The 20570-nt window shown below is 65.3% G+C and carries 19 protein-coding genes; 7 read left to right on the top strand and 12 right to left on the bottom strand.

Going from position 1 to position 20570, the window contains the following annotated elements:
* The first annotated feature begins 16 nt into the window (after positions 1 to 16).
* Positions 17 to 1582, top strand: a complete 1566-nt coding sequence (pdxR, locus tag AC0Z35_RS02390; protein ID WP_485131458.1) for a MocR-like pyridoxine biosynthesis transcription factor PdxR — start codon at positions 17 to 19, stop codon at positions 1580 to 1582.
* 112 nt (positions 1583 to 1694) lie between these two features.
* Here the strand turns inward: pdxR and AC0Z35_RS02385 are convergent, their stop codons facing one another.
* The 4 genes from AC0Z35_RS02385 to AC0Z35_RS02370 all read right to left on the bottom strand — a co-directional run bounded on the left by AC0Z35_RS02385 (position 1695) and on the right by AC0Z35_RS02370 (position 5323).
* Complete coding sequence (locus tag AC0Z35_RS02385; protein WP_104142150.1) at positions 1695 to 2903, bottom strand: benzoate/H(+) symporter BenE family transporter; 1209 nt, start codon at positions 2901 to 2903, stop codon at positions 1695 to 1697.
* 129 nt (positions 2904 to 3032) lie between these two features.
* Positions 3033 to 3677 carry a hypothetical protein gene (locus AC0Z35_RS02380; RefSeq protein WP_120156875.1) on the bottom strand — a complete coding sequence of 215 codons (645 nt, stop codon included), beginning with the start codon at positions 3675 to 3677 and terminating at the stop codon, positions 3033 to 3035.
* A 144-nt stretch (positions 3678 to 3821) separates the two neighbouring features.
* Positions 3822 to 4790 carry a Bug family tripartite tricarboxylate transporter substrate binding protein gene (locus tag AC0Z35_RS02375; protein ID WP_485131459.1) on the bottom strand — a complete coding sequence of 323 codons (969 nt, stop codon included), beginning with the start codon at positions 4788 to 4790 and terminating at the stop codon, positions 3822 to 3824.
* Positions 4787 to 5323 (bottom strand): GAF domain-containing protein, encoded by a 537-nt coding sequence (locus tag AC0Z35_RS02370; RefSeq protein ID WP_485131460.1) that lies wholly within the window; start codon positions 5321 to 5323, stop codon positions 4787 to 4789. The genes AC0Z35_RS02375 and AC0Z35_RS02370 overlap by 4 nt, the downstream gene beginning before the upstream one ends.
* A 94-nt stretch (positions 5324 to 5417) precedes the next feature.
* Between AC0Z35_RS02370 and AC0Z35_RS02365 the strand changes: the two genes are divergently transcribed.
* Positions 5418 to 6383 carry a LysR substrate-binding domain-containing protein gene (locus AC0Z35_RS02365; RefSeq protein WP_046807539.1) on the top strand — a complete coding sequence of 322 codons (966 nt, stop codon included), beginning with the start codon at positions 5418 to 5420 and terminating at the stop codon, positions 6381 to 6383.
* Here AC0Z35_RS02365 and AC0Z35_RS02360 read toward each other — a convergent pair.
* The 4 genes from AC0Z35_RS02360 to AC0Z35_RS02345 all read right to left on the bottom strand — a co-directional run bounded on the left by AC0Z35_RS02360 (position 6376) and on the right by AC0Z35_RS02345 (position 10993).
* A complete protein-coding gene (locus AC0Z35_RS02360) occupies positions 6376 to 7566 on the bottom strand; it encodes a M24 family metallopeptidase (RefSeq protein ID WP_485131461.1) in 1191 nt (396 codons plus the stop codon). The two genes, AC0Z35_RS02365 and AC0Z35_RS02360, sit on opposite strands and share 8 nt — an antisense overlap.
* Before the next feature lie 225 nt (positions 7567 to 7791).
* Positions 7792 to 8757 carry a PDR/VanB family oxidoreductase gene (locus tag AC0Z35_RS02355; protein WP_485131462.1) on the bottom strand — a complete coding sequence of 322 codons (966 nt, stop codon included), beginning with the start codon at positions 8755 to 8757 and terminating at the stop codon, positions 7792 to 7794.
* A gap of 1 nt (position 8758) precedes the next feature.
* The gene (locus tag AC0Z35_RS02350; RefSeq protein WP_485131463.1) at positions 8759 to 9826 is read right to left on the bottom strand and encodes an aromatic ring-hydroxylating dioxygenase subunit alpha; all 1068 of its coding nucleotides are present in this window, start codon (positions 9824 to 9826) and stop codon (positions 8759 to 8761) included.
* Between the two features lie 9 nt (positions 9827 to 9835).
* The gene (locus AC0Z35_RS02345) at positions 9836 to 10993 is read right to left on the bottom strand and encodes an ABC transporter substrate-binding protein (protein WP_485131464.1); all 1158 of its coding nucleotides are present in this window, start codon (positions 10991 to 10993) and stop codon (positions 9836 to 9838) included.
* Between the two features lie 108 nt (positions 10994 to 11101).
* Between AC0Z35_RS02345 and AC0Z35_RS02340 the strand changes: the two genes are divergently transcribed.
* Positions 11102 to 12025 (top strand): LysR family transcriptional regulator, encoded by a 924-nt coding sequence (locus tag AC0Z35_RS02340; RefSeq protein WP_120156869.1) that lies wholly within the window; start codon positions 11102 to 11104, stop codon positions 12023 to 12025.
* Positions 12026 to 12069: 44 nt separating this feature from the next.
* Here AC0Z35_RS02340 and AC0Z35_RS02335 read toward each other — a convergent pair whose 3' ends face one another.
* Together AC0Z35_RS02335 and AC0Z35_RS02330 are read right to left on the bottom strand one after the other, a co-directional pair.
* On the bottom strand, positions 12070 to 12951 hold the full coding sequence (locus AC0Z35_RS02335; RefSeq protein ID WP_371683147.1) for a ZIP family metal transporter: 882 nt from the start codon (positions 12949 to 12951) through the stop codon (positions 12070 to 12072).
* A 42-nt stretch (positions 12952 to 12993) separates the two neighbouring features.
* Positions 12994 to 13515, bottom strand: a complete 522-nt coding sequence (locus tag AC0Z35_RS02330; protein ID WP_485131465.1) for a ferritin-like domain-containing protein — start codon at positions 13513 to 13515, stop codon at positions 12994 to 12996.
* A gap of 154 nt (positions 13516 to 13669) precedes the next feature.
* On the opposite strand from AC0Z35_RS02330, the gene AC0Z35_RS02325 reads away from it, so the two are divergent.
* The 4 genes from AC0Z35_RS02325 to AC0Z35_RS02310 all read left to right on the top strand — a co-directional run bounded on the left by AC0Z35_RS02325 (position 13670) and on the right by AC0Z35_RS02310 (position 18362).
* On the top strand, positions 13670 to 14845 hold the full coding sequence (locus tag AC0Z35_RS02325) for a hypothetical protein (protein WP_485131466.1): 1176 nt from the start codon (positions 13670 to 13672) through the stop codon (positions 14843 to 14845).
* 10 nt (positions 14846 to 14855) lie between these two features.
* Entirely contained in the window at positions 14856 to 15578 is a 723-nt protein-coding gene (locus tag AC0Z35_RS02320; RefSeq protein WP_046807532.1) for a ferritin-like domain-containing protein, read from the top strand.
* A 141-nt stretch (positions 15579 to 15719) separates the two neighbouring features.
* On the top strand, positions 15720 to 16538 hold the full coding sequence (locus tag AC0Z35_RS02315; RefSeq protein ID WP_485131467.1) for a glucose 1-dehydrogenase: 819 nt from the start codon (positions 15720 to 15722) through the stop codon (positions 16536 to 16538).
* Positions 16539 to 16541: 3 nt separating this feature from the next.
* On the top strand, positions 16542 to 18362 hold the full coding sequence (locus tag AC0Z35_RS02310) for a glycoside hydrolase family 15 protein (RefSeq protein ID WP_485131468.1): 1821 nt from the start codon (positions 16542 to 16544) through the stop codon (positions 18360 to 18362).
* Positions 18363 to 18414: 52 nt separating this feature from the next.
* Here the strand turns inward: AC0Z35_RS02310 and AC0Z35_RS02305 are convergent, their stop codons facing one another.
* Positions 18415 to 18981: a sugar O-acetyltransferase gene (locus tag AC0Z35_RS02305; RefSeq protein WP_120156863.1), complete on the bottom strand. Its 567-nt coding sequence runs from the start codon at positions 18979 to 18981 to the stop codon at positions 18415 to 18417.
* A gap of 130 nt (positions 18982 to 19111) precedes the next feature.
* Positions 19112 to 20251 carry a GGDEF domain-containing protein gene (locus AC0Z35_RS02300; RefSeq protein ID WP_485131469.1) on the bottom strand — a complete coding sequence of 380 codons (1140 nt, stop codon included), beginning with the start codon at positions 20249 to 20251 and terminating at the stop codon, positions 19112 to 19114.
* Positions 20252 to 20570: the final 319 nt, after the last annotated feature.

Raw genomic sequence — 20570 nt, 5'->3', positions numbered from 1 at the left:
ATCGGCTTCCCGCTGCATGGTGAAAACGTTCGAACTCGACACGCTGAAAATGCGGCTGGGCGACGCAGAGTTTGCGCGCCTGGATCTGCATCAGCGCATCCAGCGCGCGCTACGCGCGTTGATTCTGGACGGTGCGCTGGGCGCGGGCGTGAAGCTGCCCGCCACGCGAGGGCTCGCCTTGTCCCTGGGCGTGGCGCGCGACACCGTGGAAAACGCCTACGTGCAGCTGCATCGTGATGGCTACATCGTGCGGCGCGAAGGCTCGGGTAGCTATGTGTCCGATACCGTGGGCGCCGTCCTGCGCGGCGCGGCGGGCGGGCGCGTCAAGTCTCGGCGTGGCGCGCAGGCTGGGCAGGGCGCAAGGGCGGGGCAGGGTGCAAGGGCGGAGCAAGGCGGCAATGCGGCGCCGCTCAAGGCAAGCCCCGGCCTAAGCCGGCGCGGTACCGCGATCTTTGACAGCGGCGGCGTGAGCGACCAGCAAGCGGTCAGGGCGTTCGCCACCGGCCTGCCCGAAACGCGCACCTTTCCCGTGGATGTCTGGGAACGCCTGCAACGCCAAGTGCTCAAAGCGCATCGCGGCAGCGTGCTGCTGCATGGCGACCCGCAAGGGGCCGAGCCGCTGCGCCGTGCAATTGCCGACTACCTGAACCTGGAGCGCGGCGCCCGGGTGTCGGCGGACCAGATCCTGGTGTTGTCCAGCACGCGGCAGGCCCTGACGCTGTGCGCGCAACTGCTGGTGGATGCCGACGGCCCGCTCCTGATGGAGAACCCGGGTTACTTCGGCGCGCGCAAGGCGTTTGAAGCTGCGCAGGCCCGTATCGTGCCGATCGATGTGGACGCGGACGGCATCCGCATGGACCTGCTGCGGCAGGACCCCAGCGGCGCCAACTGCGTCTATGTGACGCCGTCGCATCAATACCCCACGGGCGCCATCCTGTCGCTGGAGCGGCGCCTCATGCTGACGCGCTGGGCGCATGAGAACCGCCGCTGGATCATCGAAGACGATTACGACAGCGAATTCCATTACGACGGCCCGCCTACCGCGTGCGTGCAGGGCGTGGACCAGTTTGATCGGACCTTGTATCTGGGCACCTTCAGCAAGACGCTGTTCCCCGGCTTGCGAATGGGCTACATGGCGTTGCCGCCTGAGCTGGTCGACGCCTTTGCCCGCGCCCGCAGCATCATGGACGGGCACACGCCGCAGGTGCTGCAACTGACGCTGGCGCGCTTCATGGAAGACGGCCACTACAACGCGCACGTGCGGGCCATGCGCAAGCTGTATGCGTCGCGCCGCGCCTGCATGCTGGATGCCATCGGGCGGCACCTGTCGGGCATTGTCACCGCCATCCGGCCGCCGGGCGGCTTGCAGGTGCCTTGCCTGCTGCAAGCGGGATGGTCCGAAGAACAGACCATCCGGCAAGCGGCCGCGGCCGGTATCGTGCTGCCGGGCATCAGCCGCCTGTACGCGGGGGCGGATCGCCTGGAAGGGTGGCTGCTGGGCTACGCGTCGTTGGCCGAACACGAGATCGAAGCCGCGATGCTGCGGCTGCGTAATGCGTTGGTGCGCACGCCACGCCGGTAGCGCTCATGGCGTGCATCGCGGCTTGGCGATTGGTGGCGTGCCTGGCGGCTGGGGTATTGGTGGGGCCTGCCTGACCGCTGGGTATGGGGACCTGCCTGGCGGCCCCGTGCGCCTACGGTCTGGCCGCGCTGCCAACCAGCGTGCGATGGCCGCCATGGATCAGCAGGTGCGCCGTCAGGCCGGCCACCAGGCCCCAGAACGCGCCGCCCACGCCCAGCAGCGTGACGTTCGCGGCGGTGGCCAGGAAGGTGATCAGCGCGGTTTCGCGCGTGCGGGCGTCGGCCATGGCATTGGCCAGGCTGCCGCCGATGGCGCCCAGCAGCGCCAGCCCGGCCAGCGTGGTGATGAAGGCCTTGGGCAGCACCATGAACAGCGTGGCCAGCGTCACGCCGAAGGTGCCGACCAAAACGTAGAACAGTCCGCACGCCAAGCCTGCCAGGTAGCGCTTGCGCGGGTCGGGATGCGCGTCCGGGCCGGTGCAGATGGCCGCCGTGATTGCCGCCACGTTGAACGCGTGCGCGCCAAATGGGGCCATCAGCAACGAGCCCAACCCCGTCGTGACCAGAATCGGGTTGGCGCTGGTCTTGAACCCGTCGTTGCGCAGCACCAGCATGCCGGGCATGTACTGGCCGGTCAGCGTGATGATGAACAGGGGCAAGGCCACGCCCAGCAAGGCGTTCAGCGAAAACCGCGGCATTTCGAATACCGGCGTGGCCAGGCTCAAGTGCACGGCGGAAAAATCAATGCGGCCTTGCGCGATCAGCATCGCCAGGCCGATGACCAGGATGCCGACCACGGCAAAGCGCGACGTGAATCGCTTGAGCAGCGCGTACGACACCACCAGGACGATGACCAGCAGCGGCTCGACGCTGGCGCCGCCAAAGGCATTGACCCCGAACTGAAGCAGGATGCCCGCCAGCAGGCCTGCCGCGATGCCGCCCGGTATCAACCGCACCAGCTTTTCAAAGGCGCCCGACATGCCCAGCACCACGAAGCCCAGCGCTGAAATGACATACGCGCCGATCACTTCGCCATAGGGCGTGAACGGCATTACCGTAGCCAGGAACGCGACGCCGGGGGTGGACCACGCGGTGATGATCGGCGCTTTGTAGCGAAAACTCAGCATTGCCCCCGTGATGCCCACGCCCACGGACACCGCCCACACCCACGACGCGGTCTGCGCCGGTGTCAGCCCGGCCAACTCGGCGGCCTGGAACACCAGCACGAAGGTGCCGCCGTAATTGACCAGCACGGAGATCAGCGCCGCAACGGTCGGGGAAAAGAAGTCGGCGGCGCGCAGGCTGGCCGGCAATGGATTCATGACATCACTCCACACTTTGAAGAAAACGCGGCCGGCATCTTGACGATGGCCGGCCGGCGCGGAAAGCAAAAGTGTAGGGCTGTGGCGGCCTGTTCAATCAGGCCACATTCCTGAATACCACCAGACCACTTACTGGCAACGCTGCGTGGGCAGACCGTAGCCGACGGTAATGGCGGTGACGGGCACGTCCTTGAAGGCGGCCTGGGCCGCGTCGTCAAAGCGCGTTTCGCAATTGAACTTGGTGTCCATCACGTAGTCCTCGCCGGCGGCCTTCTTGATCTGGGCTTCCCAGGCGTCGGCGGCGTCCATTGCCTTGCCGCTGACCAACACCGTCTCCATCAGCACTTCCACGGCGCCCGACGAACGCGGCGCCGTCCACAGCGCGTAGACGGACGGGTCCGCCGCGTTGCCGCACTGCGAGAGGCAATCCGCGGTGTAGCGCAGGCCCCGGCCGAACATGCCGGGGGTGATGGGCTGGCCGGCCTTGGGCGCGTCTTCGCCGATGAAGCTCTTCAAGTCGGCCTCGCAGCCCGGCGCCAGCTCCAGGCGCAGCGCCGTCACCTTGCCGTTGCCGATGGTGGCCCTGACCTGACACTGTTGCACCACGAAGACGTGGTCATTGCCGAAGGATTCCCGAGGCACGCCGGCAACCGATTCCAGATAACGCTGGTTCGCGCCCAACATGGCGCCGTTGAACACTTCCTTTACCGTCGCCGCCTGTGCGGCGCTTGCGCCGACCAGCAGGATACCCAGGGCCAAGGCTTTGAACTTCATTCGAATGACACTCCGTGGTTGGTGGCATCGCGAGCCCGTGGCGGGCTCGCAAAAGGCGGATGCACGCGCATCCTGCCACAAACCGGCGTGTTTCGTGTGAGGAAAAAGGGCCGGGCGGGCGGGCCGAGGGGGCCCGCCGGGGCGTCAATTGGGCTTTAACGAGATGTCCCGGGCCACCTGGCCGAGCAGGTCGTAGTCCTTGCGTGCGCGCGCCAGGGCCTCGCTCGGGGTGTTGCCGACGACGACCCATCCCAGTTCCTGCAACTTGCGCTGCATGTCGGGCTCTTTCAGGCTGGCCGCCAGCGCGTCATGAAGCTTGTCGACGATGGCGGGGGGCGTGCCCTTGGGCGCCGCCAGCCCAAACCACCCAGCCGGAACCAAGCCTGTCACGCCCACTTCCTTGGCGGTCGGCACCTGGGGGTAGCCGCTGAAACGATAGTCGCTGGTCACGAACAGCGCCGTCGTCTTGCCGGCGGTGACATACGGAATCTGGGACGCCGCGTTGTCCATCATGGAGTCCACGTGCCCGCCCAGAATGTCGTTGACGGCCGGGGCCGCGCCCTTGTAGCCGATGATGCTGAGGTTCAGCCCCGCCAGCTTGGCGAAGGCCGCCTGCGTCAGATGCGCCTGCGTGCCCAGGCCCGCATTGGCCGACGTCAGGCCGCCCGGCTTGGAGCCATCCAGCGCCTTGAAGGCCGCATAGGTCTGCGCCGGGAACGTCTTGTTGACCACGAAGACGAACGGCACTTCGACGGCGATGGAAATATGCGCCAGGTCGTCCAGCGTGCTGTACCGCAGCTTGTAGATGTGCGGGTTGACCGAGATGGTTCCGCTGGCGCTCAGCAGCAGCGTGTAGCCGTCCGGAGCCGCCCGCACGACGTGTTCGGTGGCGATGGATCCGCCCGCGCCCGGCTTGCTGTCCACGATGATGGGCTGGCCCAGGCGCTTGGACATGGACTCGGCCAGCAGCCGGGTCATGGTGTCCGACGCCGACCCCGGCGCATAGGGATAGACGATGGTGATAGCCTTGGCCGGGTAGGCGTCGGCGGAGGCGGCTTGCGCCATGCTGCAAGGCAGCAGCAGCGCGGCAAGGTAAGTGCACAGGCGTTTCATGGTTGTTCCCCTTGTTGTCGTACTGTTTGAATGATGTTCTGAACGACCGGAATGGCAAGCGCGCCATACCAGTCCAGCTCGGTCAGCATGTCGGCTCGGTACCAGCCGGCCTCATGCAAAAGGTTGAGCGATGCAATGGTCTGGCCGTTCCAGCGCACGGGCACGTTGACCGCGCTTTCGCAGCCCAGCGACCGGATCAGTTCATGATCCGGAAACGCCGCTACGCAGGCGGCGCGGTCGGCGCAGATCCTGGCCTTGCCGTCTTGCACGACGCGGGCAAAAAAATCGCTGTCTTCGCGTATCGGCTTGGCGCCGCCAGGCGGATAGGCGTCCGGCCGGCTGGAGAAGTAGCGGCGGCTCAAGCCCGCCTGCCGGTCAAGGACCAGGACGGTGAACAAGCGATAACCGATGCGTGCCGCCAAGGCCGTGGCCAGCCCTTGCAGCCCGGTGTGCGGCTGCGGGCCGTCAGCCAGTGCGCGCGCCATCGCGCTGAGCGCAACCGCTTGCGGCGTAAGGTTTGTTGAAATCGTCACGGCCTGGTTTCCATCTGTGGTGGAAAGCCATTTTGGCCGCCAAAGGCCATACCAAGCTAATGAATAAAGCTGAGATATCCATTACCATTTCCGCATGGAAACCGCCTCGACCGACCTTGCCTGGACTCGCCGCCTGAAGCTTCGACACCTACAGGTGCTGGCGGCATTGGAAAGCGCGGGCAGCGTCACCGCCGCCGCCAAAGCCATGCACATGACCCAGCCTGCGTTGTCGCATTGGCTCAGCGATATGGAAGACCTGGTCGGCACGGCGCTCTTCTTGCGGGGCCGCAAGCTGGAATTGACCGAAGCAGGGCGCGCGCTATGGCGCTATGCGTGCCGCGTGCTGGGCGATACCGCGCGCACGGGCGAAGAGATCGAGGCCGTGAAAGGCGGCGTGGCGGGCCATCTGCATATCGGCACGATTCTGTCCGCCGCGCCCGTGCTCCTGCCGCGCGCCATCGCGGCGCTGCACCAGCGGTCTCCCAAGGTGCAGATCGAATTGGTGGAAGGCCTGCTGGAACCCTTGATGGAACGGGTTGAACGCCGCGAAATCGATTTGATCATCGGGCCGTTGGACGTGCGCGCCAGCCGCTCGGGCCTGTGTACGGAATGGCTGATGACGGACACCTTCAGCGTGGTGGCACGACGCGGCCATCCGCTGGCGGAACTGGACGCGCCGCGGTGGGAAGATACCGGCGCGTACCCGTGGGTCTTGCCGCCACCCGGCACCTTGTCACGGATGCGGCTGGATCAGGCGGTGGCGGACGCGGGCATGCCGCCGCCCAGGCCGGCCGTCGAGACCAGTTCGCTGGTGGCGCTGCTGTCCATGCTGCAAGGGCGGGACTACATCGCTACCCTGGCAAGTTCCGTGGCGCACATGTACGAACAGCTGAACCTGATCCGCATCATCCGCGTGCCGTCGCGATTGGAGTTCGGCCCCATCGGCATGTTGTGGGCAGCGGATTCCCCCAGCATCGTGCTGCCGGCCTTGCGCGATACCTTGCGCGAAGAAGCCGGCAGTCTGGTTGAAACGGGGAATGGCGGCGCAAGCGCTACCTGACGGTGGCGTACTCCAGCGTCTTGGGCGTATGCGTCAAGACGCGCGGGGTGTCGCCCACGACCACCGTGTCATCCAGCCGGAAGCCGCCGATGCCATAAGCGTAGATGCCGGGTTCGGCCGAGTACACCTCGTTGTCCAGCAGCGGGCGCTGGCAGAACGCCATGTCTTCGGGATATTCATGATGGATGATGCCCACCGCATGCCCCGTGCGATGGCGGATGAAGTCGGCGTAGCCGGCCTTTTCGATTTCGGCTTGCGCGGCCGCGTCGATCATGCAGACCGGGTTGCCGGTGCGCGCGGCGTCGATGGCTGCCTCGTTGGCCGCCTTGGCCGCCGACCACAGCCGGGTCTGTTCGGCCGAGGGTGTGCCGCAGAACCAGGTGCGTTCGTTTTCGATGGTCAAACCATTCAGACGCGGGATGACGATGTTGACCAGCACGTCGCCTTCCTTGATACGCGCGCCGCAGGACGCGCCGTCACCATGCGGGGACGCGGACGCCGGGCCGCTCAACGTCCAGCAGCGAATCACCTCGAAATGTTCGCCGGGAAAGCGTTCGGCCGCTTCCTGCACGAACAGCGACGCCATGGCGAAGTCCAGTTCTTGGACCAGACGGCCCGGGCGAATGTTCTCGCGGTAACGGTCCTGAATCCAGTCCGAGATGGACGCCGCCGCCGCCATGACGGCCAGTTCTTCTTCGTGCTTTTGCCAGCGCAGCGACCGGCATTCGGGCGTGGCGGGGCGCAGCACCAGCTCGGGCAGCAACCGGCCGACCGCCGCCAGTACCGGGCTGCCGCCCTCAACGGCGATGCGTGAACGCGCCAGCCCGGCCGATTTCAGACGCGCCGCCAGCACCTCGGGCAATTGCGTGATGAGCGCCAGCCGGTTGGTCACGCGCGGGTGCTCGGCGTAGTAAGTGATATCGGTGATCCAGACCTTGCCCTGGTCTTGCGAAAAGCGCATGTGATGCGTGGACAGCTCGTTCATCACCAAAAACGGTGTGCCGTTACGCGGCACCACGGCAAAGATCGGGCGTTCCCAGGGCAGGACGTCGGTATGGAAGTTGGTGGCGAACTGAAAAAAATCTGCCGACGTGAAAACAATGGCGTCAACCGCCAGGTCGTCCATCATCGCGGTCATCTTGTCCAGCCGGTATTGCCAGACAGCCTTGGTCAGTTTGGGCATGCTGCGGGTCCTTGTGCAGAAGATTGATGCGTTGCCCACGCCAAGCCGGCCCGTGCATCGTCGAACAGGGCCCAGGCAGGCAACGCCATGGAACTTGTCGACGATTATGGGCAGGGACGGCATTAGCGCCCAATGAATAAAGCTGAGGCCGCCATAAGCGTTATGGCATGGGCAAGCGGCACGGCCCGGGAGGCCTGCGACGGTTCGGTTGTGTCGATGCCGCCGTCAGATATCCAGTTCGACCGTGCCGGCCGCCCGCGACACACAGACCATCATGCAGCGATGCTCGGCGCGTTGCGCATCGCTCAGGACGTAATCGCGATGATCGACAGCCCCGGACAGCACCGGCGCTTCGCAACTGCCGCACAGCCCTTCGCGGCACGAGCTCGGCCACGCGATGCCTGCTTCTTCCAGCACTTCCAGCAGTGACTTGCCGGCGGGAACCACATAGCGGCCACCGGATTTGGCCAGCACCACGGTGAAGGCATCGGCGCCGGGTTGCGCTGGGCCAGGCTCGGGCGTGGGCGTGGGCGATGCCGAGAATCGCTCGGTGTGGAAATTCGACGGGGCAATTCCCAACTGCACGCAGGCCTGGCCCACGGCATCCATCAAAGAGGATGGCCCACAGCAATACACATGGGACCCGGGCCGGGCGACTTTTTCAACATAGGAGGGCGCATCGCAGCGCGCGGCCCGTTCGTCGTCCATGTGCAGGGTGACCCGGTCGCCGTATTCGGCCAGCTCGTGCAAGAAGGCGGCGTGCGCCCGGCCGCGGGCGCAGTAAAGCAAGGTCCAGGGCTCTTTGCGCCGCTCGCAGGCAAGGATCATGCCAAGGAAAGGGGTGATGCCGATCCCGCCGGCGATAAACACGTGCGACGTCGCCTGCGCATGTAGACCGAATAGTTGGCGCGGCGCACCCACGTGCAAGGTGTCGCCCTCGCGTAGCGTGTCATGGATGCGGCGCGATCCGCCCCGGGAGTCAACGGCCAGCCCGACCCCCAGGCGGTACTCGTCGCATTGCGCCGGATCGCCGCACAGGGAATATTGACGCGTCATCCCGTTGCCCAGATCCACGTCGATATGGGCGCCGGGCTCGTAGGCGGGCAGATTGGCGCCGTCTTTATCGCGCAGCAACAGGCTGACAACGCCCTGCGCTTCGGGCGTAATGCGGCAGACAATCAGCGGCTGCATGTCAGGCGGCCTCCGGCGCGGTCGCGATCGGAATCACGGTGGGGGCAAGCTGTTGCTCTTCCTGCACCCGCCGCGATACCACCCAGCGAAATTGCGACAGCGCCGCATCAATGGCCAACGGCACCATCTTGAAGTCCGGCGCCAGGGACAATGATCGCTGCTGCGCGGTGATGATCTCGCGGTCTTCGTCAAAGGCGGTGACCACGCTTTGGTGGATGGACGCCGTGACCTCCGGGCGGTCGATGGCGAAGTTATGCGGATGCGCGAAGAAATAGTGCGTGGACGTTGCCGTTTCCGGGGTCAGCGCCTGGCACCCGCGAAACTCGGCGGCGTCTACCCGCTGGCCTTCCTGTGCGCCCGTTCCGGTGGGCGCCATGCCCGAGTCCATGATGAGAATGCCGGGAACGGTGAAGTTATAGATGTTCCATCGGTCGACCCGGCCGGGCCAGTTCTTGACCTTGGCCGCAAACGGGGGCGCTTCGGTGTTCATCGTCCAACGCGTAATGCGCACGCCGTCCGGCAGGCGTTCCACCTTGGGCGCTACCGCCGCGTAGTCTTCACCGCCGCCCAACGTGGTCGGATGCACGAAGGGCAGATGCGAAAAGTCCAGCAAGTTATCGGCGATCAGCAGATAGTTGACGTCGTAGTGGATGTAGCCGTCCAGGCTGCGCCAGTCGGGGTGATCCAGCCATTGGGTGTCGGGAATAAGCGTAGCGTCCGCGCGCTCGGGGTCGCCCATCCAGATCCATATCCATCGGTTGCGCTCGACGACGGGAAAGGTATTGACGCGGGCTTGTGGCGGTATGCGCGCTTGGGCCGGGGCGTCGACACAGGCGCCCGACGCGTCGAACTTCAACCCGTGATACATGCAGCGCACGCAGTCTCCCTCGCGCCGCCCCATGGATAGCGGCGCGCCGCGGTGGCAGCAGCGGTCTTCCAGCGCCACCAACGTGCCGGTGCTGTCGCGATACATCAACACGGGCACGCCGATCAACGTGCGCGAGAACAGGCCGTCCGCCGTGACTTCCTTGTCCCACGCCGCCACATACCAGGTATTTTTCACGAACATCGCAATCTCCTATTGCACGTAGCGCCATGCGCCGTTCTTGATCTGCACCATGACGGCGGCGCGTGCGTCGTAGCCCACGTGATCGCTCGGCGACATGGTGGCTATGCCTTGCGAAGTGACCACGTCCCGCGTGCTTTCCAACGCGTCGCGCAGCGCCATGCGGAACTGAGCCGTGCCAGGTTTGGCGCTGCGTAGCGCGGTCTTTAACGCGGGTTGCAGTACCAGGCCGGCGTCCCATGCATTGGCCGCGAAAACCGACATGGAATCCTTGCCATAAGCGGTTTCATAGCGTTGGGTCAGATCCATGGCAACCGCTCGTATCGGGTTGGCCGGGTCCAGCTGGCTTGCCACCACTACCGGGCCGACGGCGAACAAGGCGCCTTCAGCCTCCTTGCCCGCGATGCGCAGGAATTCGCGGTTGGCAATGCCGTAAGTCTGGTAGATGGCGCCTTGGTAGCCGCGTTCGCGCAGGGACTTTTGCGGCAACGCACCGGGCGTGCCGGATGCCGCCACCAGCACCGCGTCGGGTCGCACGCCCATCAATTTCAAGGTCTGCGCAGTGACACTGGTGTCGGTTTTTACATAGCGTTCGCTGGCGACCACCTCGATGCCGGCCGGCGCCGCCTGCTTGCGGGCCTCGGCCAGCCAACTGTCGCCATAGGCGTCGGCAAAGCCGATGTAGCCCAGCGTCTTCAAGCCATTGGCCTTCATGTGGGCAAGGGTGGCGGCGACCATCAGGTTTTCGTTCTGGATCACTTTGAACACCCAGCGCCGCTGCGCGTCCATCGGTTCCACGATCTTCACGCTGGCCGCCAGGCTCAGCAACGGCACTTCTTTTTCCTGCGCGATGGGCACAAGCGCCAGTGTCGATGGCGTAACGGACGTGCCCAGAATGACGTCCACCTTGTGCTCGTCGACCAGCCGACGGAACGCACGCGCGGCCTGTGTGGTGTCGGATGCATCGTCCAGGACGATGTAGCGGATGGGTTCGCCATCCAGATCGCGGGGCAACAGGTCAACCGCGTTTTTGGCGGGGCCACCCAGCGATGCGGCGGGGCCGGTCAGCGACAGCACTACCCCGACGTTGATGTCGGCCAGGGCAGGGCCACTGGAAAGCAAGGCGCAAGAAAGCAGCGCCCCGGTTGTGAGGCGTAAGCGGGTTATCAAGATTTGTCTCCTTGGTGTGGAACGCCGATCTGCGCGGCGCTTGACATCAAGATAGGCAGGCGCGGAATATGCGTCAATGTCATTGCTCGAATAGTGAGAATGCACGTCATGCATAACGAAAAGTTGGACCTGAATCTGCTGGCGGTATTCGACGGCCTGCTACGCGAGCGCAGCGTGACACGCGCAGCCGAGCAACTGGGGTTATCGCAAAGCGCAATGAGTCACGCGGTGAATCGGCTGCGCGCCTTCTTTGACGACCCCCTATTCGTCAAGACAGGGCAGGGGATGCTGCCCACGCCCAAGGCCGAGAGCCTGGCGCCCACGATGCTGGACCTGATGGCCACCATTCGCTCGCAGGTGTTGTCGCAAGCACAGTTCGACCCTGCCGTGGCGCGGCGTGCGTTCACGCTATGCATGACGGACATGGGCGAATTGGTGTTCCTGCCGCCGCTGATCAAGCGGCTGCGAAAGCTGGCGCCGCACTGCACGCTGCGCTCGCGACAGGTGCCGGTCGCGCAGATAGAACCCTTGCTTGCTTCGGGCGAAGTGGACCTGGTGCTGGGCTCGCTGCGCGCCGCGCCGTCTGGCCTGTTTCAGCAGCAGCTGTTCATGCATCGGTTCGTCACGTTGGTCAGCGTCAAGAACACCGAGGTGGGCGATGTCATGACGTTGGAGCAGTTTCAACGCATGCCGCAAATCGTCGTGACGCTGGCAGGGCGATCGTCCGAAGCTTATGACAGCGCCATTGAAGAGCAAGGCATCACCCGGCACATTTTTTTGTCGACCCCGCACTTTGTCGTGGTGCCGTTGCTGATCGACCAGCATCCCGACCTGATCGCGACCGTGCCGCAGGAACTGGGCAATGTGTTTGCCGGCTATGGCTCCGTCCGGGTATTGGAGCCGCCGATGCCGTTGCCGTCTTTCGCATTGCGCCAGCATTGGCACCCGCGCTTTCACCAGGACCCGGCAATTGTGTGGCTGCGCGAATTGGTGAAAGACACCTTCGATGCCTATCCGCGGATGCCGGAGTGATCGGTCCGGCGGCCACGTCGATGCGCCGGCAGCGTGCCGTGGCACTAGCCCAGCGCCGTATCCAGCAACGTCATCAGCACAAAGCCCAGCATCAGCCCGCCCGTGGCCCAGGCTTCGTGGCCCTTGCGGTGGGATTCCGGAATGATTTCGTGGCTGATGACGAACAGCATCGCGCCTGCCGCGAAGCCCAGGCCCCAGGGCAGCAGCTGCGCTGATCCGCCGACCAGCGCCGCGCCCAGCACGGCGCCCACCGGTTCGACCAGGCCGGATGCCGCGCCCAGCGCCGCCGAGAACGCGCGCGAATAACCCGCCGCCCGCAGCGCGATGGCGATGACCAGGCCTTCGGGCACGTCCTGGATGGCGATGCCTATCGCCAGGGCGCTGGCGCGCATGGCGTCGTTGCCCGCGTAGCCCACGCCAATCGCCAGCCCTTCGGGCAGGTTGTGCAAGGTGATGGCGAAGGCGAACAGCCAGGCGCGGCGCATGGCGCGTGCGTCCTTGCCTTCCTTGCCTTTGATGAAATGTTCGTGCGGGATGCGCTGGTCCGCCAGCATCAGCGCGCCCGCGCCCAGCAAAATGGCGGCGCCGACCGTCAGGCCGGCGGCCCAGCGCCCCAGGCCCAGGTCAGCCGCCGCGCCCAGCGCGGGCAGCACCAGCGAAAAGGCGCTGGCGGCCAGCATGATGCCCGCGCCAAAGCCCAGCATGGTGTCTTGCGTCCGCTCGGAAAGCGTCTTGCAGAACAAGATGGGCAAGGTGCCCAACGCGGTCGCGGCGGCGGCGGCCAGGCCGCCCAGCAGGGCGTCGCCCACCAGCGGATGGTGCGCATGCAACAGCAACCAGCCCTGGTAGAAGGCGGCAATACCCGCCACCGCCAGGAACGTCCACATGCAGCGCCTGAACATCGACATACGCGTCATGCGCGTCATGCGCGGGGCAGAGCGGGCGTCCATGTCCGTGGCGGTCCGGCGCTAGCGCTTGGCCGTGGCGTCGGGTTCGTCGGCCAGCATCAGGAAATGCCGCACCACCGCGCCGGTATTTTTTTCCAGCCACTGCGCCATTGCGATCTCTTCCTGCAAGATGCGTTCGCATTCGACGGCGGTTTCCGTGTCGCCCACGTAACGCGCGGCTTCGATGATGTTCTTGTAGGCGGCGATTTCCAGATTCTCGAAGGAAAAGCTGAACATCGAACCCTTGACGATTTCATCCGAGGCCAGCGCGCCCGAGAAACCCTGAAACGTTGCCATCGCCTTGCCGGCCATGTCTTTCATCGTGGAGTTGTCCTGTCCGCGCCGTTCCAGGCAGCGCTTGACCACCGCCTGCTGGCCGCGAGTTTCTTCGATGTGCTGCGAAATGCGCTGGCTGAGTTCCGGGTAGCTCTTGATGCGCGACAGCATGCTGGACAGCATGGTCTCTGCCTGTTCTTCCATCGCGTGCGCGTCGCGCAGCCAGTCGTTCAAGTGGTCGTTGGATGGCCGGGAGGTCGTTTCCATGTCGTTCTCCGAAAAAGGTGTCAGGCAGAGCGTTGCCTGGGGCTGCACCTACAGCAATCACCGTTCCCGCCGACCGCGCCGCAGCCTTAAAAAAATGGCCGTGCGGGCACGCAGTTTGCTGCCCCTTGTGGTTTTCGTGGAGGCCGATATGGGCATGATCAACAACTTATGGGACAACGCCGGGGTGCCGCTGGACAAGCAGCGATTTACCTGGGCGGAAATGGCCGGCAAGCCGATCAGCAAGTTGGACGATGATGCGTTCACGCGCGTGCGGATCATCTTGCTGAACGGGCTGGAGCTGGACGCGTTGCGGCTCAAGCATATTGCCAGCCGCTTCAACGAGCCGCTGCGCGTGCCGCTGGCGCAGTTGCGGCGGGTTGAGCAGCATCAGGCCACGATGATCAACTGGCTGCTGTCGGCCGACCATTCGCCGCTTGAGACCACCATCGCGTACGAGCAGGTGGCCATTGAAGTGACGGCGGCGGTGGCGCAAGCCGAGCCGGACCCGTATCAGGCGCAAAGCTATCGCTACGGCCTGCTGGAAGACTTTGACCACCTGTACCGCTATAGCGCGATGCTGGACCGGCTGGAAGGCAAGGACGCCAACAACATTCTTCAGGGCTATACCGATATCGTGCCGGGCCGGCCCACCATCGACGAGCATCGCGCGCCCGAGGACGACGTCAGGCATTCGTATCAGCGCCAGCAGGCGGCGCTGTTGACCAAGATGCACGCCACGTTGATCACGGCGGCGGAATACCAGACGCACGACTACTACATGAACATCGGGCCCTTGTTTGCCGACCCGCTGGCGCGCCAGCTGTACGCCGAGATCGCGTCAGTGGAAGAGCAGCACGTGACGCAGTATGGGTCGTTGCAGGACCCGGATGAATCGTTGTTGGAAAAATTACTCATCCACGAAGCCACGGAAGTCTTCACCTATTACAGCTGTGTCGAGCAGGAAACGAATCCCAGGATCAAGGCGATCTGGGAACGCTTCCTGGACTACGAACTGGGCCATCTGTCGATGGTGAAAAACCTGTTCAAGGACATCGAGCGGCGCGACCCGGAAGAGGTGCTGGGGTCGGTCATTCCGTCGCCGTTGAAGTTTGCGCCGCAGCGCGACTTTGTGCGCGCCGTGCTGGCCAAGGAAACGGGCTTGCGCGCCAAGGGCACGGCCTACGTGCCGGGCGACCAGGAAAGCCAGGCGTCGATCCAAGCGCGCGGCATTCTGAATGCGGCGGGGTCGCCCAGCAGCATGGTGTCCGCCGGCTACGTGTGGACGCCGGGCACCGAACTGAACCAGCGTGCCGAACGCCCGCGGCAATAAGGAGCCAACCATGGACAAAGCCACCAAGACCGGGATGAATCGCACCGGCATGCAGATGGCGCCCGTGCAGGGGCCGATGCAAGTGAAGTTCGCGCTCGATCAGGGCCCCTCGCCCGGCGGCATGCAGGCGGCCGTCGCGCAGCGCACCGCGGCTATCGTATCGGCCGGGCAGTTGGGGTCGGTGCCGGTGCCCGCCACGGGCAAGGGCGTGCTGACCACGGTTGCCGGCAAGCTGACCGGCCGCAATCCGGAGGTGCTGATCGACAAGCTGGGGCAGCGCGCGGCGTACGAGCGGTCGGGCGTGCGTCTGTACGAAGCCATGCTGGTCAAGGTCGAGGCCGACCGCGATGACCGCAACACCGGCCTGCGCACCGACCTGATCAAGATTCGTGACGAGGAAGAGGCGCACTTTCACATGCTGGTCGACATCATCGAAAAATTGGGCGCGGACCCCACCGCGCAAACGCCCGGCGCCGATGCCAGCGCGATGGCGTCGCTGGGCCTGGTGCAGGTGTTGACCGACCCGCGCACCAGCATTTCGCAGGGCCTGGAAGCGTTGCTGACCGCTGAACTGACGGACCACGCCTCATGGGAACTGCTGACAGAGCTAGCCGAGCAGCAGGGCCATGACGACCTGGCGGCCCAATCGCGCGAAGCCGAAGCGGCCGAGGCGCGGCACACGACCATCATCCGTCAATGGCTGCGCGAGTTCGTGGCGCGCGACGCCACGTGACGGACGGCTATCGGGCGGCGGTTATTCGGGGCGGTTGATGCGCACGCCGCTCCGGGACTAAGCTGGCGTCTGGCTATCGACAGCGGCGCAAGCGGGTTCATCCGGCATCGGCCCGAACCTGCCCGCCTCAAGGAGAGCAGCATGCGGCATGCGGTAGATCTGTCCGGGCGCGTGGCAATTGTCACCGGCGCCAATTCAGGGATCGGGCGCGGTATTGCGCTGGAACTGGCGGCGGCGGGGGCGCGGGTGGTGGTCAACCATCGGCCCAACGAAGACTCCGAGCGGCGCGGCCTGGATGTCGTGCACCAGATCGTCGACGCGGGCGGTCTGGCGGTGGCGGCGGCGGCCGACATCAGCCGCGAAGACGATGTCGACCACTTGTTCAGCGTCGCGGCAGAACATTTTCAGCGGGTCGACATCCTGGTCAACAACGCCGGCATCGAGCAGCCGGCCGCCATCCAGGACATGACGCTGGCGCAGTGGCAGAAGGTGATCGACACCAACCTGACCGGCCAGTTCCTGTGCGCCCGCGCGGCGGCGCGCGCGTTCCTGAGCCGCCAGCCTGCTCCGGCGCCGGGTGAGGCCGCAGGGAAAATCGTCTTCATCAGTTCGGTACACGAAGTGATTCCGTGGGCCTTTCAGGCGAACTACGCGGCGTCCAAGGGCGGCGTGTCGTTGCTGATGCAGTCGCTGGCGCAAGAGTTGGCGCCGATGAAGATACGCGTCAATTCCGTGGCGCCGGGCGCCATCCGCACCCCCATCAACGCGCCCGCGTGGAACACGCCGCAAGCCCTGGAATCGTTGCTGAAGCTGATTCCTTACGGGCGCATCGGCGAACCCGAGGACGTGGCGCGCGCCGTGGCGTGGCTGGCCAGCGACGACTCCGATTACGTCACGGGTTCGACCTTGTTCGTCGATGGTGGCATGACGCTATACCCCGGCTTTCGCGGGGCGGGCTAGGCCATGTCCAAACGCATCGAGGACTATGGCCTGATCGGCAATATGCTGTCGGCCGCGCTGGTGGCGCGCGACGGCTCCATCGACTGGTTATGTTTGCCGCATTTCGATTCCCCGGCCTGCTTTGCCGCCTTGCTGGGGGACGACAGCCACGGGCGCTGGTTGCTGGCGCCAGAGGGCGCGGGCCACACCAGCACGCGCCGCTACCTGCCCGACACCGCCGTACTGGAAACGCGTCACGAAACCCCGGACGGGGTGGTGCGCGTGTACGACTTCATGCCGCTTAGCGACGAGGAAGAGCGGGTGGACGTGGTGCGCATTGTCCAGTGCGAGTCCGGGCAGGTGGACATGCTCATGGAGCTGACGCTGCGCTTTAACTACGGGCAGGCGGTGCCGTGGGTGCGGCGGCGCGATTACGGTCTTAGCGCCATCGCGGGGCCGGATGCCGTCGAGCTGCACACGGCTGTGCCGCTGCAAGGGCGCGACATGAAAAGCGTGGCCGAATTCCGGGTGCGCCAGGGCGAGACGGTGCCGTTCACACTGTCTTACCACCGCTCGCACAAGACGCCGCATTTTGTGCCCGACCGCATGGAAAGCATGGACCGCACGATTGCCTGGTGGCAGGAGTGGGCCAAGCGCTGCCACTGGGAAAACGGGCCGGGGCGGCGGCGCGATGCGGTGGTCAGATCGCTGATCACGCTGAAGCTGTTGACGTTCCAACCCACGGGCGGCATTGTGGCCGCGCCCACCACGTCGCTGCCCGAGCAACTGGGCGGTACCCGTAATTGGGACTATCGCCATTGCTGGCTGCGCGATTCCGCGCTGACGTTGTATGCGCTGCTCAATGCCGGCTATCGCGAAGAAGCCGAGGCGTGGCGGCAATGGCTGTTGCGCGCGGCGGCCGGGCATCCGAACCAGTTGCAGATCATGTATGGCATTGCGGGCGAACGCTGGTTGCCCGAACACGATATTCCGTGGTTGCCGGGCTACGAGAACAGCGCGCCGGTGCGGCTGGGCAATGCGGCGGCGGGGCAGATGCAGCTGGACGTTTATGGCGAACTGATCGAAACGCTGCACGCCGCGCGGGTGGCGGAACTGGCGCCGCTGGCCGAAGCATGGCGCATGCAAAAGGTGCTGCTCAAACCGCTGGAGCAATTGTGGCGCGAGCCCGATCACGGCATCTGGGAAATGCGCGGGCCCCCGCGCGCGTTCACGCATTCGCGGCTGATGTGCTGGGTGGCGCTGGACCGCACGTTGAAGTCGTGCGAACGCTTCGGGCTGGAAGGGCCGGTGGATCGGTGGCGCACGCTGGCGGCCGAGATCCGCGAAGACATCTGCACGAACGGCTACGACGCCCAGCGCAATACGTTTGTGCAGTACTACGGCGGCACGGCGCTGGACGCGAGCCTGCTGCTGATTCCGCAGGTGGGTTTCCTGCCGCCGGACGATCCGCGAGTGACCGGCACCGTGCAGGCCATCGAGCAGGAACTGCTGCGCGGCGGCTTGGTACTGCGATATTCCACCGAGCATAGCGACGACGGCCTGCCGGGCGATGAAGGCGCGTTTCTGGCATGCAGTTTCTGGCTGGCCGACGCCTACATCATGCAGGGCCGGCTCGATGACGCGCATCGTTTGTTCGATCACCTGCTGTCGTTGCGCAATGACCTGGGCTTGCTGGCCGAGGAATACGACGTCGCGCGCAAGCGGCTGGTCGGCAATTTCCCGCAGGGGTTTTCCCATATCGGGCTGGTCAATACCGCCTACAACCTGAGCGCGGCGGGCGGGCCGGCGCACCAGCGATCGTTCCGCGACGCGCCGCAGGACTAAGCGGGCAGGCTTAACGGCCGATGGGCCGCGTCGCAGGATCAATCGGGCAGGCTTAACGGCCGATGGGCCGCGCCGGGTTGCCCGCCACCGTGGCCGACGCGGGCACGTCACGCGTGACGACGCTGCCCGCGCCGATGATTGCGTTGTCGCCCACCGTGATGCCGGGCAGCAGGATAGCGCCGGCGCCGATCCACACATTGCCGCCGATGCGGATGGGCCGCCCGAATTCCAGGCCGGCCGCGCGCGCGTCCGCCTCGCGCGGGTGGTCCGCCGTCATGATCTGTACGGCGGGGCCGATCTGCGTGCCGTCACCGATGTGGACCTCGGCCACATCCAGGATGACGCAGTTGAAATTCATGAAGACGTTGGCGCCCAGGTGGATGTTGCATCCGTAGTCGCAATGAAACGGCGGCCGTACCACCGCGCCGCGTCCTACGGTGCCAAAGCGTTCGCACAGTAGCGCGTGGCGCTGGGCGGCGGGCGCGGCCAGGGCGGCGTTGTAAGCCGCCATCCAGGCTTTGGTGGCGGCCTGCTCGGCCTGGATGTCGGGGTCCGTGGGATCGTAGAGATCGCCGTTCAGCATTTTTTGAATTTCAGCGCCGGGACGTAGGCGGGGCATGGTGGTTCCTTGTGCGGTGGCAATGACGCGCGCGGCTGTCAGCAAGCATCGTGCCCAAAGCGGCGGCGCGGCGCCCGGGCGACGACATAAAAGCGTGCGTCACGGCACGCGTCCGAACCAAGCCGTACCGTCAAGCGGCGACCTGGTTGCGGCCTGCTCTTTTGGCGGCATACAGCTTTTCGTCCGCGCGCTGGAATAGCGACTGCCAGTTGTCGGCCGCGGTCGCCGCCGCCACGCCCAGGCTCATCGTCACAGGCGACGCCCCGTCCGGCGCGCGTACGGTGTCCGCGACAAAGGCCCGCAGCCGCTCCGCGCAATGCACCGCTTCCTGGAAGTCGGTGGCCGGCAAATAAATGGCGAACTCTTCGCCGCCGATGCGCCCCAGCAGGTCGCGCTTGCGCACGGACAACGTCAGCGCCCGCGCCACGTCTTTCAACACCGCGTCCCCGCCGCTGTGGCCGTATTGGTCGTTGATGCGCTTGAAGTGATCGACATCGCCAACCACCAATGCGGCCGGTTCGTGGCGGCCCTGTTCGAAGGGACGCATGCGGGTTTCAAAGCCTCGGCGGTTGAGCAAACCCGTCAGCCAGTCTTTCTCGCCTTCGTGCCGCACTTCGTCGATGGTGTCGGCGGCCACCGCCAGCAATAGCGTGATTGCCAGCCCTACGCTGAAGACGGCCAGCGACAACTGCAACCACTGCCAGAACGGAGAATCCGCAAACGCCAGCGGGCCGTTGGGCGCGTGCGTGCCGATGCTGAGCAACGTGCGCGGAAAAAAATGCAGGCCGAACGCCAGCAGCACCACGAACAAGGCGGTGTCGATGCGGCGTCCGGCTGACGCGCGGCGCATGCGCAATGCGGCCACGGTCAGCAGGGCGCCGATGCCGATGTTCAGGACATAGACGCGCACCAGCAGGTTGCGGTCGATATAAAAGAAGTACCAAAGCGCCGTCAGGATGGCGGCGCAAAAGGCCAGGTACGCACGCCAGGGCAGCCCCCGGCCGACGCGGTTCAGGATGCCCTGCGTGGCCGCGCACACGGCGGTGATGTAGAGCATGCCGGACACCAGCGCGTTGGCGCCCGAGTCGCGCGGCAGGTACAGGATCTGCGACATTGCGCCGGCGGCGAACAGCCCGCAGCCCGCCGCCAGATACAGAAGATAGGTGCGATGCCGGAAGGCGCACCAAATGCCAACAAATGTAATGGCGAAAACCACCACCAGGGTAGGGGCAATCAACGACAGGGTGATTCGAACCTGGGCACCAACCATATAAGCATCCTGAAGAACCCGCGCGTGCGTGCAAGGCGCCGGCCAAGGGTGGAATGCTACCAAGGGCGCGCGCCGGGCTTACGCCGCGTTTGGGAAAAGCCGCGCGGCCGGGGTGCCGACCGAGCGTCGTTTCGTCCCGATACAATTCCTTCATACATGAACGAGCGGCATGCCCTAGGATTCCGCCTTATACAGCCCGCCATCCTCTTTTGCGTACGCTTGAAAGCGCCGAAAGTCGAGAAACGACGCGAGGCACATTTCCCGCCCCTTATCGCCATGCCGCCCCAACAATGGGCGCCGGCGAACCAGCCTGGGCGGC

Source organism: Achromobacter sp. 1L-A-4-B-C2 (assembly GCF_057291955.1).
Note: the sequence above shows the minus strand (reverse complement) of the source record. Positions and strands in the feature narration are given on the sequence as shown.

Bases quoted from the DNA above. Each gene is read 5' to 3' on its own strand.
- pdxR (WP_485131458.1), top strand. From the start codon at position 17: ATGGTGAAAACGTTCGAACTCGACACGCTGAAAATGCGGCTGGGCGAC.
- AC0Z35_RS02385 (WP_104142150.1), bottom strand. From the start codon at position 2,903: ATGAATCCATTGCCGGCCAGCCTGCGCGCCGCCGACTTCTTTTCCCCG.
- AC0Z35_RS02380 (WP_120156875.1), bottom strand. From the start codon at position 3,677: ATGAAGTTCAAAGCCTTGGCCCTGGGTATCCTGCTGGTCGGCGCAAGC.
- AC0Z35_RS02375 (WP_485131459.1), bottom strand. From the start codon at position 4,790: ATGAAACGCCTGTGCACTTACCTTGCCGCGCTGCTGCTGCCTTGCAGC.
- AC0Z35_RS02365 (WP_046807539.1), top strand. From the start codon at position 5,418: ATGGAAACCGCCTCGACCGACCTTGCCTGGACTCGCCGCCTGAAGCTT.
- AC0Z35_RS02360 (WP_485131461.1), bottom strand. From the start codon at position 7,566: ATGCCCAAACTGACCAAGGCTGTCTGGCAATACCGGCTGGACAAGATG.
- AC0Z35_RS02355 (WP_485131462.1), bottom strand. From the start codon at position 8,757: ATGCAGCCGCTGATTGTCTGCCGCATTACGCCCGAAGCGCAGGGCGTT.
- AC0Z35_RS02350 (WP_485131463.1), bottom strand. From the start codon at position 9,826: ATGTTCGTGAAAAATACCTGGTATGTGGCGGCGTGGGACAAGGAAGTC.
- AC0Z35_RS02340 (WP_120156869.1), top strand. From the start codon at position 11,102: ATGCATAACGAAAAGTTGGACCTGAATCTGCTGGCGGTATTCGACGGC.
- AC0Z35_RS02335 (WP_371683147.1), bottom strand. From the start codon at position 12,951: ATGACGCGCATGACGCGTATGTCGATGTTCAGGCGCTGCATGTGGACG.
- AC0Z35_RS02330 (WP_485131465.1), bottom strand. From the start codon at position 13,515: ATGGAAACGACCTCCCGGCCATCCAACGACCACTTGAACGACTGGCTG.
- AC0Z35_RS02325 (WP_485131466.1), top strand. From the start codon at position 13,670: ATGATCAACAACTTATGGGACAACGCCGGGGTGCCGCTGGACAAGCAG.
- AC0Z35_RS02320 (WP_046807532.1), top strand. From the start codon at position 14,856: ATGGACAAAGCCACCAAGACCGGGATGAATCGCACCGGCATGCAGATG.
- AC0Z35_RS02315 (WP_485131467.1), top strand. From the start codon at position 15,720: ATGCGGCATGCGGTAGATCTGTCCGGGCGCGTGGCAATTGTCACCGGC.
- AC0Z35_RS02310 (WP_485131468.1), top strand. From the start codon at position 16,542: ATGTCCAAACGCATCGAGGACTATGGCCTGATCGGCAATATGCTGTCG.
- AC0Z35_RS02305 (WP_120156863.1), bottom strand. From the start codon at position 18,981: ATGCCCCGCCTACGTCCCGGCGCTGAAATTCAAAAAATGCTGAACGGC.
- AC0Z35_RS02300 (WP_485131469.1), bottom strand. From the start codon at position 20,251: ATGGTTGGTGCCCAGGTTCGAATCACCCTGTCGTTGATTGCCCCTACC.